General features: G+C 46.7%; 13 protein-coding genes. 2 read left to right on the top strand and 11 right to left on the bottom strand.

Going from position 1 to position 16,581, the window contains the following annotated elements; translation table 11 throughout:
- Nucleotides 1-293: 293 nt before the first annotated feature.
- Complete coding sequence (locus ABWW54_RS09880) at nt 294-830, bottom strand: hypothetical protein (protein ID WP_353412072.1); 537 nt, start codon at nt 828-830, stop codon at nt 294-296.
- 361 nt (nt 831-1,191) lie between these two features.
- Complete coding sequence (locus ABWW54_RS09875; protein WP_353412071.1) at nt 1,192-1,635, bottom strand: hypothetical protein; 444 nt, start codon at nt 1,633-1,635, stop codon at nt 1,192-1,194.
- Nucleotides 1,636-1,847: 212 nt separating this feature from the next.
- On the opposite strand from ABWW54_RS09875, the gene yidD reads away from it, so the two are divergent.
- A complete protein-coding gene (yidD, locus tag ABWW54_RS09870; RefSeq protein ID WP_353412070.1) occupies nt 1,848-2,630 on the top strand; it encodes a membrane protein insertion efficiency factor YidD in 783 nt (260 codons plus the stop codon).
- Between the two features lie 53 nt (nt 2,631-2,683).
- On the opposite strand, the gene ABWW54_RS09865 is transcribed toward yidD, so the two are convergent.
- The 5 genes from ABWW54_RS09865 to ABWW54_RS09845 form a co-directional block, all read right to left on the bottom strand.
- Nucleotides 2,684-3,130, bottom strand: coding sequence for a hypothetical protein (locus ABWW54_RS09865; RefSeq protein ID WP_353412069.1), 447 nt, complete (start codon nt 3,128-3,130; stop codon nt 2,684-2,686).
- Nucleotides 3,131-3,285: 155 nt separating this feature from the next.
- Entirely contained in the window at nt 3,286-4,455 is a 1,170-nt protein-coding gene (locus ABWW54_RS09860; protein ID WP_353412068.1) for an NAD(P)/FAD-dependent oxidoreductase, read from the bottom strand.
- A gap of 16 nt (nt 4,456-4,471) precedes the next feature.
- Nucleotides 4,472-7,996, bottom strand: coding sequence for a LodA/GoxA family CTQ-dependent oxidase (locus ABWW54_RS09855; protein ID WP_353412067.1), 3,525 nt, complete (start codon nt 7,994-7,996; stop codon nt 4,472-4,474).
- 79 nt (nt 7,997-8,075) lie between these two features.
- Complete coding sequence (locus ABWW54_RS09850; RefSeq protein ID WP_353412066.1) at nt 8,076-9,941, bottom strand: hypothetical protein; 1,866 nt, start codon at nt 9,939-9,941, stop codon at nt 8,076-8,078.
- 299 nt (nt 9,942-10,240) lie between these two features.
- A complete protein-coding gene (locus ABWW54_RS09845; protein WP_353412065.1) occupies nt 10,241-10,657 on the bottom strand; it encodes a DUF1330 domain-containing protein in 417 nt (138 codons plus the stop codon).
- Nucleotides 10,658-10,899: 242 nt separating this feature from the next.
- On the opposite strand from ABWW54_RS09845, the gene ABWW54_RS09840 reads away from it, so the two are divergent.
- Nucleotides 10,900-11,640 (top strand): AraC family transcriptional regulator, encoded by a 741-nt coding sequence (locus ABWW54_RS09840; protein ID WP_353412064.1) that lies wholly within the window; start codon nt 10,900-10,902, stop codon nt 11,638-11,640.
- A gap of 150 nt (nt 11,641-11,790) precedes the next feature.
- Here the strand turns inward: ABWW54_RS09840 and ABWW54_RS09835 are convergent, their stop codons facing one another.
- The 4 genes from ABWW54_RS09835 to ABWW54_RS09820 form a co-directional block, all read right to left on the bottom strand.
- Nucleotides 11,791-13,044, bottom strand: coding sequence for an NAD(P)/FAD-dependent oxidoreductase (locus tag ABWW54_RS09835; RefSeq protein ID WP_353412063.1), 1,254 nt, complete (start codon nt 13,042-13,044; stop codon nt 11,791-11,793).
- The gene (locus tag ABWW54_RS09830) at nt 13,041-13,970 is read right to left on the bottom strand and encodes a proline racemase family protein (RefSeq protein ID WP_353412087.1); all 930 of its coding nucleotides are present in this window, start codon (nt 13,968-13,970) and stop codon (nt 13,041-13,043) included. Before ABWW54_RS09830 ends, ABWW54_RS09835 begins: the two co-directional genes overlap by 4 nt.
- A 1-nt stretch (nt 13,971) precedes the next feature.
- Nucleotides 13,972-14,928: a dihydrodipicolinate synthase family protein gene (locus ABWW54_RS09825; protein ID WP_353412062.1), complete on the bottom strand. Its 957-nt coding sequence runs from the start codon at nt 14,926-14,928 to the stop codon at nt 13,972-13,974.
- A 102-nt stretch (nt 14,929-15,030) separates the two neighbouring features.
- Nucleotides 15,031-16,467, bottom strand: a complete 1,437-nt coding sequence (locus ABWW54_RS09820) for an aldehyde dehydrogenase family protein (protein WP_353412061.1) — start codon at nt 16,465-16,467, stop codon at nt 15,031-15,033.
- Nucleotides 16,468-16,581 lie beyond the last annotated feature (114 nt).

Genomic DNA, 16,581 nt, shown 5'->3' with positions numbered 1-16,581 from the left:
GATTGTGTCTCTACCGCGCCTGTAAATGTTGAGGGCATAATCCGTTTCTATTTAAGCTACTTCAAAAAGTGGAGTAGCTTAAATATTCGCTTAATGCCCATTATGTTAATTCATTGAAAAATCCGTTTCTCCGTTGAGATGGAGTCTGTACATAATACGAGTAATTTGTTGTCAGATAACCAATATAAAAAAGCACACGGGGGGGCAGAAGTTTGCCCATTTCTGTAATTGCAATTCTTTATTTTTACTGTTGCTGAAAAAGAATTGGAAACGTTAAACTGTCTTAGAGTTTTTTAAAACCCTACTGCTATGGCTGTAAAAGATGCAGGCTCAGAATTTCTATCTCCAGTATCGAGAGTGGTTCTCCAAATTTTGAACTTATTCCTTATAGTAAAGTCTTGCCTTATATAATGCTTAGAAGTCATATATCCGCTTCCCAAGTCAGACACTATAGGTAGAACATTTAGATTATCGGGGTTTGGGAATTCAACAATTCCAGAAGTTTTGTCATAAGTCACCCCTGAACTGCTATATTCTATATTCCCATTTTTTACAGTTAATATAGCTAGAGCCTTAATTCCCGGGCCAGGTATACCTTGAATTCCTTGCGGACCAGCTCGACCCTGAGGTCCTTTAAAATTCCCCGAGGCGTCCATGTTATCCAAAATAACATTGCGATGGTTTTTTTCATTCACCACTATACTTGCGATTTTACGAACCTGAGTGTCAGACAATTCCTTTTCAAATAAACCTAAGGAGCTGCTAGCTAAAAACGCAACAAGTGCTCCAAGAATTGACGATACTATTGCGATGATTATTTCTTTGGCCATTATTGCCCCCTTAAATTTTCCCTAGAATACTAAAAGCTTATTGTTAGATTAAGCTCTTGATATGTAATGTGATCTGCTAGACGTTTATCTCTCACCACATGCCCCTTTAAAATGACCGTTTCGAGTATTTTACAGTCATTGTCAGACCTTTTCAGGCCTCATCTTTTTAGCTATCAAGTCAAATCCCAACATTTACACATTATCACTCTGACCATATTTAAGGTCATTACGTTATCCAAAAAACACTTCCTCGAAGTAATTGATATCCATACCCGACTCAAAGCTCCTCACCTTAAACTCAACTTATTTTAAAGAACCTTTTCTATTCTAATTAGTTTAGCCATCAAGAAAGACGAACAAATTACATCGCAAATGAATGCATTTTTTCAGACCATACGCGGCTCAGCTGAAGATCAACCAACGCCGTGTCATGCTGCGTCAACTTGGCATCTACGTGACTTGCAGCAAACTCGTATGACACTTCGTTATTTCCTGTCGCGGACCCAAACAAATCACCGGCCTTATCTTGAGTTAACTGAACAACCCGATTAGTCAAAACCGCAACACGTGCCTTCAATCCTTCTCGTTCAGCTCTAGCACGTTGCTTATATTGCAACGCTTCGTCTTCCATCTTTTTTATCACTTTAGCCGGAACGCTGTAACGCGGATCTTGAAACTTTCTAGCCCAACGTTTAGAACTCTCAGCCATAAAGCTATTTTGGTTTCGTAAAACATTGTTTTCTTCCTCAAGCATTTTAATCTTAGTGGCTAACTGTTTTTCCCGTTCTGTGATTTTTCCAAACATGATATTCCCCTTTTAAGTTACAGTATTGGTTCCGCTTTAGGCTGGAACAACGTCAATAAAGCTATACTATCAAGCGCACTGGATAAGCGAATCCCCCCAAGGGGTGATTTTCAATACCCAGGGAAATCATGTTTATTTGTCCATGAGAAGCGTCAGTGATAACTCACCTAATTGATTTGATTCTAGCTCCTCACTCAATCAGAGCGTTTTATATGAACTCAGTAGTCTTAGCATTAATTGAATTCTATCAACGGTTTATCTCACCAAAGAAGGGCTTTCATTGTGCTCACCATGTGTTGCACAAAGGCGATACCTGTTCAAATGCCGTTAAAAAGCTGGTTATATCTAAAGGGCTAAGCCAAGCGTGGCCTCACATAAAATTACGCTTTGGTGAATGCCGAGAAGCGTACTCTCAATTACAATGCAGCCAACGTGACCGGACTGATTTACCATGCGATTTACCGTGTGACATTGCGATCAGTGATTGTGGAAGTGGTGGTAAAGGAGGGTCGTCGGGCAATTGCACCTATTGTTGCGACGTTGTTCATTTAGACGGACCCAACTTTTCACGCAGAACATGGCGGCGTATATTTGCAACTCTGCTCGTCATCGCTATTGTAGCCAGCTATTGGTTTTATGGTCGGGCGGTCATCGCCGTTGAATTGACTGACACCGGCGCACAGAGAAACAACATTGTTAGCCGCTTGACTCAACGTGAAGAGGCAAACGTTAAGGTGCTGATTACAGTCGACAACAGTAAATTTTACAGCGACACCATGATAATCAGAGTTCCAAATGAAACGTATCGACTAACGATGCAACAACAGCCAACCAGCTTTCAATTGGACTCTTTGACGGTCTTGGACTCTAGACTGCGGTTAATCAACAAAAAAATAGATGTGAGCCAGGTATTAGAAGAATTTAACAATGTCAGCAAACAAGGCGAAGGAACTCGATTCAAATATCGCATTGTGCGGAGATGGCATTTTTTTTAGCGGATTAGCCTAGGCCATCAATAACCCGCCTTACTGTATCGACTCCGCCTAGGCTATCTCAACGCAAACTGGCTCATTTTATTTGCCCAGGCACGGCTCAACTGTATTTGCACAACTTTGTGATCTTGGTCAGTCAATTTAGCATCTACATGATTAGCCGCAAACTCATATGAAACCTCACGATTGCCACCGACCGAGCCAAATAGGTCGTCTGCATTCTCTTCCGTCAGTTCGATCACTCTGTTCGTAAGAATGGCTATCCTTGCCTTCAACTCTTCTCTTTCTGCTCTAGTTCGTTGTTTGTATTGCTCTGTTTCTGTTTCCATATGTTGGATTACTTTTGCAGGCACACTGTATCGAGGATCTTGGAACTTTCGAGCCCAGCGCTTGGAACTTTCGGCCATATAGCTATTTTGATTGCGAAGCACGGTATTTTCTTCCTCTAGCATCTTAATTTTGATTGCTAACTGCTTTTCACGCTCTGTTACTTTCCCAAACATACTTTATCTCCTGATTTATCGTTTGAAAAACCGCACTCCAAGTGCGGCCTCGATCTCAATAAATCCATACTATCAAGCAACGATAATGAATGAATCCCCCATTCAGGTGAAATTAGCAGTTCGCTAAGTTCACCCTAAAACATAGATTTGAAGGATCAAATAGCGGCCATCATCGGCATCGAGTGTCGGCTTAGCCAAAACCTTCGATCCGCCCAGCGCTGTTCCATTTTGTAATACTTCGTACGTTCACTAATGTACTGACTGAACTGACTCTCAGCCCAATCCACATAGTCACTATGCCGCACGTCACGACCCAACGAACTACGTTTAGTGAGTGCCTGTATTTGATCCACCGCCTTTTCAGCACTGCATAAAGCGGTATAGATTCCCTGTGAGGACAGAGGATCGAACGTCATCGCAGCATCGCCAATTGCAATCCAGCGTGACCCTTGTATTCGATGAGACCAGGACGTAGAAACAGGCTTGGTAGAAAACTCCGCTATTGCCTTACTGGCATCACGTTCACAGGATCTTAATGTAGGTCCCATCATGGAACCTGTGGCGTTAAGTTCACTTTCTAATTTTGGCCACACATGAGCTGTGAGCCTCAGGTTGTTAAGAAATAAACGTTGATTACCGCAGGATCGAAACTGATCATCACCCGCATCACCGAAAAACATCACAACCCGGCGTGCACCCGTTAATACGGTTGAATACCACCAGCCATCCTCAGCGGCCTCGATCATGGTTCGCCGGTCACTAGTCTGCTCCGTGAGAGTGAATACGGCAGTTCTAGCAGCCAGCTGGTCCAGCTTGTTGATAGGAATACCCAGTTTCCGTAGCACTACTCTGTTTCTGCCACTGGCGTCGATCAAATAGTCAGATTGTAGTGTTCGCTGCTCCAATTGGTCTGCGATCACGAGCTCCCAACCCAACTCTTTGCGCTCTATCGACTCTAAAGACTTACCAGAAAATAGTCTGACCCCATCTTGCATCGCCTTGTTAATCAACTGCCGTTCAAACTTCAAACGATCAAGATGCCATCCTAGTCCGTGCGTTGAATACAGAAAATCAACGTCATACAAACCATCAGATCCGAAGGCACTCTGATTACCAGGGCAAGGAACGTGTTCGCCAGAGGCAAACAGCGACTCGAGACCCAATCGCGAAAACACGTCATTCCCGTGGGGCGAAATAGTTTCGCCCGCTTTGTAGCCTTCAGGAGGGTCTCGATAGATTAACGAAACATCGTAGCCTCTCTGAGCCAGCAGAGAGGCCGCGACTGAGCCAGCTGGCCCCGCACCGACAATAGCGATGTGCGTCATCTAATCATCACCTCAATCACTGATCATTTAGGAAGTAAATCAGGTCATTTAGCACCCATATCTGGCGAACATCAGAGCCAGCAAGGCTGACTGCTGACTGCGTTGTTACCGAATTATCCGCAGCGACGGTAAGCAGTTTCTGATTAGATTGATTAACAAAATTAAAGTGCCCGGGGTAACCCACGCTATCTTGCGGTTGTGACGTAGACCCTGATTCAGCCACCAGTTTATCCAGAGCCGCGGTAGCCTCTTCGGCACTTTGTGTTGCTTGGTACTGCCACATTTGACTAGGTGGGTTATACGGACTCAGAGCTTCTAAGCTAACGTCACCAGACTCAAAGTCAACCGTTAGAACTTGTGAGCCAGAACCGCCACAGTATTGAATGAAAAAGTAATCAGCCTGCGATGTACTCTTAACCAGTTTCCAACCGGAGCCAGTCGCTCCCGATGAATCCACGGTTATCGCCGAACCATTGACAGTCAACGCACTCGATGATTCGTCAACGGATTGGTCGTTTTCAACGCTGACAATTGCGGCGCCAGTATCCAACGACGCGTTCCTCTCAGTTTCCTCAAAAACTTGTTGTCCTCGATCCTTAACTGGTTGCCCATGCTCATCAACCACAGGGGTAACTAATCCGAGATCATGCCAGTGGTCTACCATCACATCATAGCCACCGGAGTAGTTATCGATACCGTCGGATTGCGGTGGGATAACGTTCCCACGAAACCATTGTTGATGACTCAAAACAGGAGGCACATCATCGGTTCGCTCTACCACAATATCGGGCCTAAGCGCGGGCCACCAAGATACGTTGCAAGACCAAAAATCGCCTTGCCATGGAACCGACATATAAGCTGCAATTGAACCTGGTAATGTGTCTTCAGTAAATCGAAAGGCACTGTTGAAGAAATATTCTTCATGCATCAAGTAAGTCAATTCAATGCCTGGATGAAAACCGCCACCAACAGTAGGTTGAAGAGCTGAAAAGCTAAGTTTATCCGGCGCAGAAATATCCGAGTACGCGACAAAATCAGGATGCCCGGTCTCAAAATCCCCATTCACCCAATATTGAAATTTCTCCAACTGATGGTCAGTCAATGGTAACCATTGGTTCGGAAAATCCGATCCATTGATGCCATTTTCCAGTGGCGACCCTCCGTTACCAAATAGGCGTGGCATCAGATCAGCTCTCTGCTCAACACCCGTTCCTGATACGATTTGGACAGGCTCAGTTGGCGTTGGTGATATTGTCGGAATCGCTGGCTGTGGCGGAGGCGCGACGGTGTGCTTTTGCAGGGTACCGTCGATGTTCAAATAGACCTGTTGGGCCGGTGGACGAATAAAATTAAACACAAACGAGCGTGTAATATTGGGGCTTGGAGTATTCGGCGAGGACGGCGTAGCTGTGGGCGATTGCGGAGCAGACTTCGGGCTTGCTAGTGTCGCCAGATACGTGGGCTGTAAAAAGTCTCCGAATGTTCCCGGGCGATGACCATGAAATGCTCGTTCATTCGTCCACGCATAATCCGTTACTGTTTTAAGAATTGGGTAAATATCTCGATAGAAATTCACATCAACCGCCGCTGATATAACAGGACTGGTCGACCCTTGACTGGTGATGGTAGTAAAAGTAAAAACGTCTCCGTCAACAGAAGACCCAACACTGATTGCTGGAGTTGCACTCGATGATTCAAATGCGCAATAGAGTCTGTTGTTGAACGCTGTAATCGAGACGCCGCTATCGCTTGACGGCTGAGGTGCGCCCGCAATTGGGTTTGAACTGAATGATGTACCATCGACTGAATTCGCAATACTGACGGCGCCACTACTTTGTGATACGTACCCCAGCGCTAGCGTTCCTCTGAAATACGCCAAAGATACAGAATGGTCTTGGGAGAAGGTGTCAGCCGAAGAGTCACTTTCTGTAATCACAGGTACCTCTTTCAAGGCGATAATGCCATCGCTAGCGTCGGCTGTGCTGCCAGATTGTAATTGATTCTGAGTATCCACAGCGGCCATAAAAAGAGCGCCATTAAATGACGCTAATGCCGGACGCTGTGTATTCGTAAAGGACACCGAATCAGGTTGAGATATCGGATTAAAGGCAATTGAGGTAGCGGACACATCCGCTAAATAGAAAGTGCCTGAGCTGTTGAATGCCATATACAGTTTGTTATCTAATACAGCAATCGCAGGTGCCGACGTCGCCGCCACTGACGAGGCAATAGCCGTCACGGTATAGACTCCTGGGCTGCCTTCTACGGCGATGTACGGAGCGCCCGCAGTATCGACAAAGGCTATGTGATTTTTACCCTGATAATCCGTCAACGCCGGACTGCTCGAGACGGAAACGCCCGTCGGCAAAGATACAGAGGTAAACGACGCCTGTGCGGATAGTGATGAAAAGTCATTCCTGAGTTGGTCACCAGACAACGCAGCAACGGCAATGGCGTTTGAGCCGTTAGTTTGAGCGACGTAAAACGGACCTTGCCCTGAGTACGGGTCTGATTCGGGAAAGATATCTAACTGTAAATCTAACAATGACACCACGTTATTTGAAGCAGGTGCATAGTGCGGCGGTGCAACGGCAACCCAACCTCGTTGGTCAGCCGCGTCGTTGGTCGCCAAGACGGCAACACCAGTCGCCTTATCGCAAAGCGAAACATTAATTGAACCACCGCAGGTATCGTCATACCAACCCGGGTTATTAAAGTATGAATTAAGGTTGTACTCTGGGTTTTTTTCAATCTCCGCTTTTGCTGGATCCGAAGAAACCTCCGTCACGCCCGAGGGTAATAATGTCTTTGAAATAACCACCTTAGGGGTAGTGCAAGACTTGGATTCACCTTTTCCACCGATAAAGATTAGACGTCCTTCTGCGTCGGTTGAAATATACCCCAGACTGACTACGGCCGGAGTGTACGTCACGTCGACCATTCCATCGACCACAGGAGGGTTGTTAGGATTTGCGAAATTTAGAATACCAGACAACTGATGTGTATCACTTATGTCAAATATCTTACTGGTCTCTGGGTCAACTAACTCAACCGGAGCTTGACTGACACCCGACACAGACTTAACTCCGGGATCGATGATAAGCTTGTCTCGTTGAGCAGGAGGCAACCCTGGTTGAACCGTTGAGTTCCTCAAATACGTTGGATCAAACGCGTATTTACCTTGGAACGCGTAATTCGCTGATTTCATGTTCGTAACGTGAACATCCCAGGCTAAACTCACCACATGATCGTTGACCGTATCTCCGTCGACTATTTCGCCGACCAAGGTGCCTGTTTGATCATAGCCAAACACTCGAAACCGCTGCGCCTGACGCTTAATTCTACCCGCCGCGTCTTTGTATTTACCATCATCCGTCGTACTCGGTTGTGAGCCCGTCACGTTACCAAACGTATCCGGAACGGGCACCACTCCAGGCGTCTCTGGACCTATGAAGTACTCATCACTATTGCCTACGCGTCCCATTCCGATACCGGGAGCAACCTTAATCGACGAAATTCCTATGTATGTTGTGTTGGTCATTCTATTCTCCATGAAACTCGCCTAAACCATGAAAGTGATTAAGGCGAGATTTTTACTGTCGTATTAAAAATGTATTAGCCTATTTCTTTGTCACTTTCTTCAGTGCTGCTTTACGCTTTTCCAATCTCAACACTTGATCTTCCTTAAACAAAGGCTGGTTGATGCCATCAGGTGCACCAAAAGGCGCGTTTTGAGTAATAAAACTAAAGTCTGAGGTCTTGGCTTGATCTGGGCTAGAAACCGTATTTGGAGCAGGACCGACTTGCGCGTTCCCATGACAACCTTTGCAGCCACCGCCTGTGTACGTGGTAGCTCCCTTGTGTATGTTGAATACTTTGGGGTTAATGGTGCCATTAGTATTATTAAGCGTGCCGCTAAAGCTTCTTAGCACTTCGTTAGTTTCAGTGACGATATTGGCTAGAAAGTAGTCGCTGTCAGACGTGTTTTTCGGGTCGGTGGCGCGTCCTTGCACGCCGATCAATTTGTAATAGAGCCACACCGAATCTGTCGGATCTTTTTGATTATCGATCAACAGCGTTTGCAGCTGTGCGTGAACCATGTCGTTGACATTATTAGTTTCATCCGAAATCGGGTGAGCGCGACTGGTGACCGTCTGCTTACTGTCATTTGATGGCGGCAGGATATTTCGATTGTAGTAAAACAAATCATTATTCGGCAACGCGGTATTTATATTGTCCACCTGCTCAAATGTCGCAAACACAAACGTCGGATAATTAGTGGTCTTATGAATGATGTGTAAACCAACGAGCCCATACGGTAACGACGTTAGCTCAGGTGGGGTTGCCGTACTATATGTCGGTTCAGGCTGAATTATTTCATAACAAAAATCTGCTGAATCATCAGACTCCGAGGTCTCTGGATTACTAATGTCGGAATTCACGTCCAAAATACGGTAGCGAATCACAGGGGCAGTCAAAAAACGTTTGCTCTGATATTCTGCAAGCGTCAGTTGCTTCCAGGTCGCCTTCACAAGAATAGTCCCTTCTTTGCTCGGAGGCGTGCCCGCTATGGTGTCCATAGGCGCTTCATACCCAGGAGGAAAACAAACAATGGACTGTTCTCCCGTTGGAATCGTTGGGCATGGCGCTACCCCACCATCCCCATCGTCTCTCACCGCGGTGTAAGTTGCCTTTTGAGCCGCTAATCGCGTCGCGTCATCATAGTATTTATTGTGTGACACATAATCGAACATGGTTCGATTTGCTTTGGCTTCATAAATGAAACGGCGTGGTTGCTTAGGCAAGCCCATGAACAAATTATCAACCGTCGTACTGGCAGGAGCGGTTCCCGGCGCATTGGGATCGCCTGACGTAAACAACGTTGCCAGGTTGATTTCGGACGTCTCATCTAAGTTGTTAAAGACCTGTACCTGACTAAGCTCTTTTGACGTGGTGTCCGCTGTCCATGTACCCAATTTACCATCCATGCCTGGCGTATAGGCCCCGCACGCATATATTGGATCACCTGACCCGCCTCGATAGTTGTATTCCGGCGCTCTATCAAACAATTTTTGATAGTTACTTTGCGTTGCGCCTTCAGGGTATACCTCCACTCGATGCTTGTATGTTTGCCACACCAACTGACCGGTATCGTCTGGTTGAGCAAACTCGATGGGCGATTTAGTCGTGTCTGGCAGACCGCGAATGGGGACATCAGTCTGATAACTCGAAGGCCAATTTAGCGCAATAAACTCTTGCCAGGCAAAAATAGCCAAATCCGTTTTTTCGGTTTGGCTATTGGCTGTGTAGGGTGGCGCATCATAGGGAACTTGAAACGCATCCATCGAAAAAAAGGACGGCTGATCTGCGTCTGGGGCTGTTTGAGCCGACGTACTGATACTCACCAAAATAGACCCGATCATCGCGCCGCAAACGGGCAATGATCGACCTAAGAATGACGTTCTGTATTTACTAATGTGGGGCATACTTCTTCTCCTAAATGTCAGTGAAATTAATCAACTGAGGGGCTCCTTTACAATATCAATCAAGACCTTAACTACTAGGGTGTTGGCCCTTAAGCGCGATTGATTCAATGACTTAACAACTGTCTAACAGTGCAGTCCAAATATAGATCTACGGGTAAGGAGAAGAAATTACACCGTATTACAGCAAACCACATTCGTTTGTATTCTAGCTAGGTCCAGCCCTTATTGCCCCACACTTCAAAAAATAACAGAGCCAACTATGGGTGCCCCGGCATTCAAAAGACAGGGAGACCAAGATACTAACCAAACATAGCAGGTTGCCCATCGAGCGAACCCATTCTTATTAATCTGCTGTCTTTAACCGCGGCCTGTCGATGGAAAACAATGGCCTGGTAGTTTGGGTCAGTGACCATCGCAAGAAACGATCCAGCATTTGGGTAGCGTGCGATAAACGCGATATCCCAATGTTCATCGGAAGGCCCTATCAAAACGCTTTCAGGGCGCCCACGCCAAATAATTTCTCCTCCTACTCCCTTAAAAATAGAAGCGCTTTGAGTAGCGTACGTCTCGTAAGCGTCATGACCACTGCTCGACGTCTTAACTTCATAATTTGCCACTTGATTCAAACGAATCAAATTCAACATCATGATAGGCGTATCTCTGGGCAGTCCTTTAAACATCTCAAACTGCACTTTGCTAGGATCGATATTGCTCATAAATCACTCTCACGTAAAAAACCGGTTATAACCGCTATCGATAGTACCTCATGGAAAACGACGACGTAATAAACACGCCATTAATAGAGACCAGGTTAAGCGCGAAACGAATCAAAATCGCACATTCGAAAGCCATTGACTCATGCCGCATTCTAATCCCTAATGTATGAACTCAGTTCCGGCAGATTCTGAGTTCCGACCATGTCGGTGTAGCTTTAGGTAACGAATGTGAGAGCGAAATAATGAGCGACCTTTTTGGCAAACTAGGAAAACCCTTTACGGGTGAACTTCTGTTTGATTACTTACCGGACATTGTCTACTTCGTGAAGAACTCAAAGGGACAATACGAAGCGATCAACGACACCGTCGTCGAGCGAAGCGGTTTGGCCAGTAAGTCCGATATCATTGGAAAAACACCATGTGAAGTGTTGGGAAAAACACTCGGCCAATTCTTTGAAGAACAAGACCAAGAAGTAATTAAAAATGGCCTGCCACTATTGAATCAATTGGAACTCCATGCATATCGATCGGGCGAGCCAGGTTGGTGCCTTACTACCAAGCTACCTCTGCGCGATGATCACGATGAGATAATCGGACTGGTTGGAATATCTCGGGACTTAAAAAACCCAAACTTATCCTCCGACGAATACGCTCGTTTGGTCGTGGCCATCGAGTACGCAGAGAGCAACTTGTCTCTCGCCGTGAAAATCAAAGATATCGCTAAAGCCGCGAATATGTCGCCGTTTCAATTTGATCGCTGCATTCAACGTGTCTTTGGATTAACCGCAGGCCAGTGGGTATTAAAGCTGAGGATTGGATCAGCTGAACGACAACTGGTCACCACAGAGGTAGCCATAGTAGACATTGCTTTGAACGTCGGTTATTCCGACCAAAGTACCTTTACACGTCAGTTTCATAAAACCACAGGCATGTCACCCTCAAGCTACCGTAACCAAGCTCAGAATGCAGCTCGATCTGAATAAAGGCTCCAAGGAATTTAATTGCTTCCAGTATTCGAGCTCAACACTGTCAGCGTTAAAAGTCATTCATAATGAAAGAACAACGATTCTAAATGCCCTTATAGAGTCATAAAAGAGGGGAAAACCGACCCTATAAAGGCACCAGAAAAGGAGTCAAAACCGTGAAGGCGAAAAAGGCAAAGAATCGATGTGAGTAGTGTGTCCCTGGATCAGTTCACTGATTAATTTTCCAGACCCCGTAGCCATCGTGACACCGAGCATGTTATGTCCTGTGGCCATGAAGGTATTCGCCAGATTCGGAGCACGGCCTAAAATGGGCAAGCTATCCCAGGTCATCGGCCTCCAACCCTGCCACTTCTCCAAAATAGTATTTGTCGATGGCTCTTTTAAATAGGGTTTAGCCCACTCTATAAGTTGATTGATTCGTCGATCTGGAATGGTGTCATCAAACCCGACAAACTCCATCATCGACCCCAGTCGATAGCTGTCTCTAAATGGGGTAACACCTATGCGGTGTTCGGGGAACAGGGCGCTGTGCGAAGGACAAATTGTGGGCCTAGACATCGTAACCGAATAGCCTTTTCCGGGTTGAACGGGCACAGAACACCCTAATTGATTCGCCAAAGTTGAACTCCAAGCGCCGGCGGCTATGACGTAATGCTCTGCTTTCATAACGCCATTGCTTGTGTGCATATGATCTATCTGTTTATTAGACACAGAGAGGGTTTTGAGCGTACATTGCTCGATAAACCTCACGCCCTCTTTCTTTAATAACTCAGACCAAGAATGCGCAAGCAGATCCGGGCGCAAATGAGCGTCTCCTGAATAATGAAATGCGCCCGCCAGCCCCTGTTTAAACGCCGGATCGAAGTCAGGCAGCTCCTGGCTTGTTATGGGGTTTGCTGAAAAGCCAAACTGGTCATTGATCATATTGTTGGTCTTCGTAAACTCCTTTAAGCCTTTTTCTGTTTCAAGCACGTACAGTAATCCAGAATCCTGCCAGTCACACTCCAGATCGGATACCAAGTCATGGAATTCGCTCATCGAGGAATCAAGCAGTGGCTTCAATTGAGAGGCCGCTAGCAACATACTTTTTTGGTTGCATCGACGAGCAAATTCGACCATCCAGCGAAGTAAACTCAGGCTAAGCTGGGGCTTCACTCGAAAGGCTGCATCACGATCAAACAACGACTTGAGACCCAAAGAGATAGCACCAGGTTCGGTTAATGGTAAAACGTGACTCGGCGAAATATGGCCACAATTGCTGGCTGAACACCCACTGCCGATGGTGCTCTGATCGATAACGGTAACCTTGTACCCAGCACGCACTAAATAGTGCGCACAGGCTATGCCGATAATGCCAGCCCCCACCACTAACACGTCTGCCTTGCTCTCTACTTCAATCATTGAATGCCATCTCGGAACGGGTCGCCGCTCTGCACCACCAATGTGCTCTCAGCGCAAATAAATGCTTGGCTCGATATTGTCGGAATAATACGATCTTTACTGAGGATCGAATAACGAGCCGAAAACGTACTGCCTATTACGCTCTCCTGCACCCAAGTCTCCTCAGGCCCCAGCTTTTCCTTCGCTGCGAGACACGCCAATTTCGCACTCGTGCCTGTGCCACACGGAGAACGGTCGTAGGCACCGCCGGGGCATAGGACAAAATTGCGACTATTTGCGTCCACTGACAAGGGGGCTGAGAAGAATTCGATATGATCAATTTCTTGACCTTCGGCTCCGGTAATACCTTGACTGGCCAATGCTCTTTTAACTTCCTTGGCCAGTCGTGTTAACGACGCCACATTCTCTAACTTCAATGCCACAGGTATTCCTTGGACAAGAAAAAACCAATTTCCACCCCAAGCGATATCACCGGTAACCAGACCTAATCCTTTAACGGAAATTTCAACGGATTCTCGATAGCAATAACTGGGAACATTCTCTATGGATACAGAATTTTGATCATGCAATGTGACCATCACAGCCCCAACAGCGGTATCAATTTTATGCACGCCTAATCCAATCTTGCCGAGATGATAGAGCGTGACAACAAGCCCCATCATTCCGTGCCCACACATTCCTAAGTAACCCGCATTATTGAAAAAAATAACGCCGGCCACCGAGTCAGACTCCACAGGGTCGCATAACAACGCCCCCACCAACGCATCAGAGCCTCGTGGCTCTAAGATTACGCGTGTACGAATATCGTCGTGCTCTTGTTTAAACCGCTCCAACTGCGCTCCTAACGTTCCACCGCCAAGATCCGGACCGCCATCAACAATGACCCTCGTGGGCTCGCCAGCAGTGTGTGAATCAACGACCTTCATCTTAGTGGCTTTTATTGTCACTGGAACCACCCCAATTTTCCCACCAAGCGCGAAACAAACTCCATTGCTCATGTAAATGTGCTTGCTGACTGGAACTCAATGAATCAGTACCATTAAAGTGATGGGTGTAATTCGTGTCCCCTTCTAAGACCATTAAGTATTTATAGTACAAAACCAAGTCTGGTCCTTCGTCAAACGTAGACAAAACGGACAATGCATCTCCTAATTCGTTTGCGTACGCGCGTGCCTGACTGTCTCCCTTAGCCGCTCTTTCACAGAGCGTAACCAACCGCAATACTTCTTTTGGAAGCGCATTACCGACACCGGTAATCGCACCACCAGCACCGCAATTGAGGAACCCATGTACTACCTGCGTATCCACTCCGACCATCAGCGTTAAGCTCGGGTCTCCACTGGTAATATGCTCAGATGCGTAACTCAACGATGCTTCGCCACCAAACTCTTTGAAGCCAACTAGATTTGGATGATCTCTTCTAAGATCGAAAAACAGATCCGCCTTAGTTTCAAATCCGTAATAAGGGCTGTTGTAAATTACCGATGGTAAATCGGCGGCAGCCTTTAATATCCCAGCAAAATGATGCCGCTGTGCCACGTGAGAGCTGCCACGTGACAACACTCTTGGTATCACCATCAAACCGTCTGCACCCACTTGTTGAGCGTGAGACGCGTGAGCGCAAGCTAATTCGGAATTCTGAGCCCCCGTGCCTACGATTACCGGCACCTGCGCTTCCACCAAACGGCGCACACCCTCTTGGCGTTGTTGGTCACTTAGCAACGGCCAATCGCCCATTGATCCACAATAAACAACAGCCCGCATTCCGGCATCTATTAGTTCCTCACCTTTAGATACCAAATCGTTAAAGTTAGGCTCACCGTCTCGCGAACACGGCGTCATAAGAGCAGGGATACACCCACTAAAAATAGAATTATTAGTCATAAAATCCACACTGAATTTAATAGATAGGTTAGCGAAACGCTAAGTTAAAAGTTAATTGGTCAATGCCTGCTGGGGCCACACCCCAACTCGCAATTAGAGGGTTTAGGCCTGCAGATACGTTGTCTTTACAGTGGTATAGAACTCGGCGGCATAGCGGCCTTGTTCTCGAACGCCATAGCTAGACTCCTTAGTCCCACCGAACGGCACGTGATAATCAACCCCAGCCGTGGGCAGATTCACCATCACCATGCCAGCCTGACTCAATCGCTTAAATTGAGTTGCCTTATTGAGCGAGCGGGTACAAATTCCGGCGCAAAGGCCAAAAACCGTATCGTTAGCAACTTCAACGGCTTCATCAAAATCAGCAACCTTAATCACGGACGCAACTGGCCCAAAGATCTCCTCTTGATTTATTCGCATACCGTTGTGGGTATTGGTAAACAAGGCGGGCGCTAAAAAGTAACCATCAGTTTCGAGCTCAAGCCTTTCCCCTCCATACTGAAGCGTTGCTCCTTCATCACGCCCAATTTGGATGTACTCCAAGTCTTGATTGAGCTGATTGTGATTAATAACGGGGCCAATATTTGTGGACGCATCGAGAGGGTTCCCCACCCGCAATCCTTTAAGTTCTTCGACCAAAGCGTCTACAAATTCATCATGAATTTCAGCTTCGACGATTAACCTGGAAGACGCCGTGCATCGTTGCCCCGTAGAAAAGTAGGCACCATTAATGGCACAACTGACGGCCGTGGGAAGGTCAGCATCGTTTAAGACCACAAGAGGGTTTTTACCGCCCATTTCCGTCTGGTACTTAGCCCCCCTGGCGCTACAAATTGCCGCCACCCGCGCGCCAGTATTCACGGAACCAGTAAAACTAACGGCTTTGACTTTGTTATTTGTTAGCAGCTCATTACCCACGACCGAGCCAGCGCCCATAACCAGATTGAATACTCCCTCTGGCAAGCCCGCTCTCGAGATGATTTCAGCCAACGCCCACGCACTGCCGAGAACGTGGCTGGCTGGTTTAAACACCACGGTGTTTCCGTACGCCAGAGCCGGCGCAATTTTCCATGCGGGTATGGCCATTGGGAAGTTCCAAGGAGTAATAATGCCCACGGTTCCTACCGGCTCTCGGGAGACTTGAACTTCGATATTGGGACGAACAGACGGTAATACCTCACCACTCAATCTCAATGTTTCACCCGCAAAAAATTTGAATATCTGCCCGGCTCGCGCCACCTCTCCTATTCCTTCAACCAAGGTTTTACCTTCTTCGCGAGACAGCAACTCCCCGAGCTCTCCTTTACGAGACAAGATTTCACTTCCGATTGCATCCAAAGCATCAAATCGAGCTTGAATCCCGCTATTTGCCCAAACCTTCTCGGCTTTGCAGGCGGCATCAATCGCCAACAATGACTGTGCAGTATCCGCCTGGGAGTACTCTCCAAGCACATCCGAAAGGTCTGATGGGTTAACATTTTGAACAACACTTGAGCCGGTAACCCAAGCTCCATCAATTAAATTTTTATAAACAGACATACGACTCTCGCTGATAATGATCTGTCGGAAATACTAATCATTGCCTGACGCGAAATCTTTGCACCGATTCCGCTTAAAACTGTATCTTTTGCACAAAACCTTCTAGGTCGCCGG

Source organism: Arenicella sp. 4NH20-0111 (assembly GCF_040366405.1).
Lineage (GTDB): Bacteria > Pseudomonadota > Gammaproteobacteria > Arenicellales > Arenicellaceae > Arenicella.
This window is presented reverse-complemented; position numbering and strand designations above follow the sequence as displayed.

What these genes read in the sequence shown, in the direction of transcription:
- ABWW54_RS09880 (WP_353412072.1), bottom strand. Translation starts at nt 830, where the DNA reads ATGGCCAAAGAAATAATCATCGCAATAGTATCGTCAATTCTTGGAGCA.
- ABWW54_RS09875 (WP_353412071.1), bottom strand. Translation starts at nt 1,635, where the DNA reads ATGTTTGGAAAAATCACAGAACGGGAAAAACAGTTAGCCACTAAGATT.
- yidD (WP_353412070.1), top strand. Translation starts at nt 1,848, where the DNA reads ATGAACTCAGTAGTCTTAGCATTAATTGAATTCTATCAACGGTTTATC.
- ABWW54_RS09865 (WP_353412069.1), bottom strand. Translation starts at nt 3,130, where the DNA reads ATGTTTGGGAAAGTAACAGAGCGTGAAAAGCAGTTAGCAATCAAAATT.
- ABWW54_RS09860 (WP_353412068.1), bottom strand. Translation starts at nt 4,455, where the DNA reads ATGACGCACATCGCTATTGTCGGTGCGGGGCCAGCTGGCTCAGTCGCG.
- ABWW54_RS09855 (WP_353412067.1), bottom strand. Translation starts at nt 7,996, where the DNA reads ATGACCAACACAACATACATAGGAATTTCGTCGATTAAGGTTGCTCCC.
- ABWW54_RS09850 (WP_353412066.1), bottom strand. Translation starts at nt 9,941, where the DNA reads ATGCCCCACATTAGTAAATACAGAACGTCATTCTTAGGTCGATCATTG.
- ABWW54_RS09845 (WP_353412065.1), bottom strand. Translation starts at nt 10,657, where the DNA reads ATGAGCAATATCGATCCTAGCAAAGTGCAGTTTGAGATGTTTAAAGGA.
- ABWW54_RS09840 (WP_353412064.1), top strand. Translation starts at nt 10,900, where the DNA reads ATGAGCGACCTTTTTGGCAAACTAGGAAAACCCTTTACGGGTGAACTT.
- ABWW54_RS09835 (WP_353412063.1), bottom strand. Translation starts at nt 13,044, where the DNA reads ATGATTGAAGTAGAGAGCAAGGCAGACGTGTTAGTGGTGGGGGCTGGC.
- ABWW54_RS09830 (WP_353412087.1), bottom strand. Translation starts at nt 13,970, where the DNA reads ATGAAGGTCGTTGATTCACACACTGCTGGCGAGCCCACGAGGGTCATT.
- ABWW54_RS09825 (WP_353412062.1), bottom strand. Translation starts at nt 14,928, where the DNA reads ATGACTAATAATTCTATTTTTAGTGGGTGTATCCCTGCTCTTATGACG.
- ABWW54_RS09820 (WP_353412061.1), bottom strand. Translation starts at nt 16,467, where the DNA reads ATGTCTGTTTATAAAAATTTAATTGATGGAGCTTGGGTTACCGGCTCA.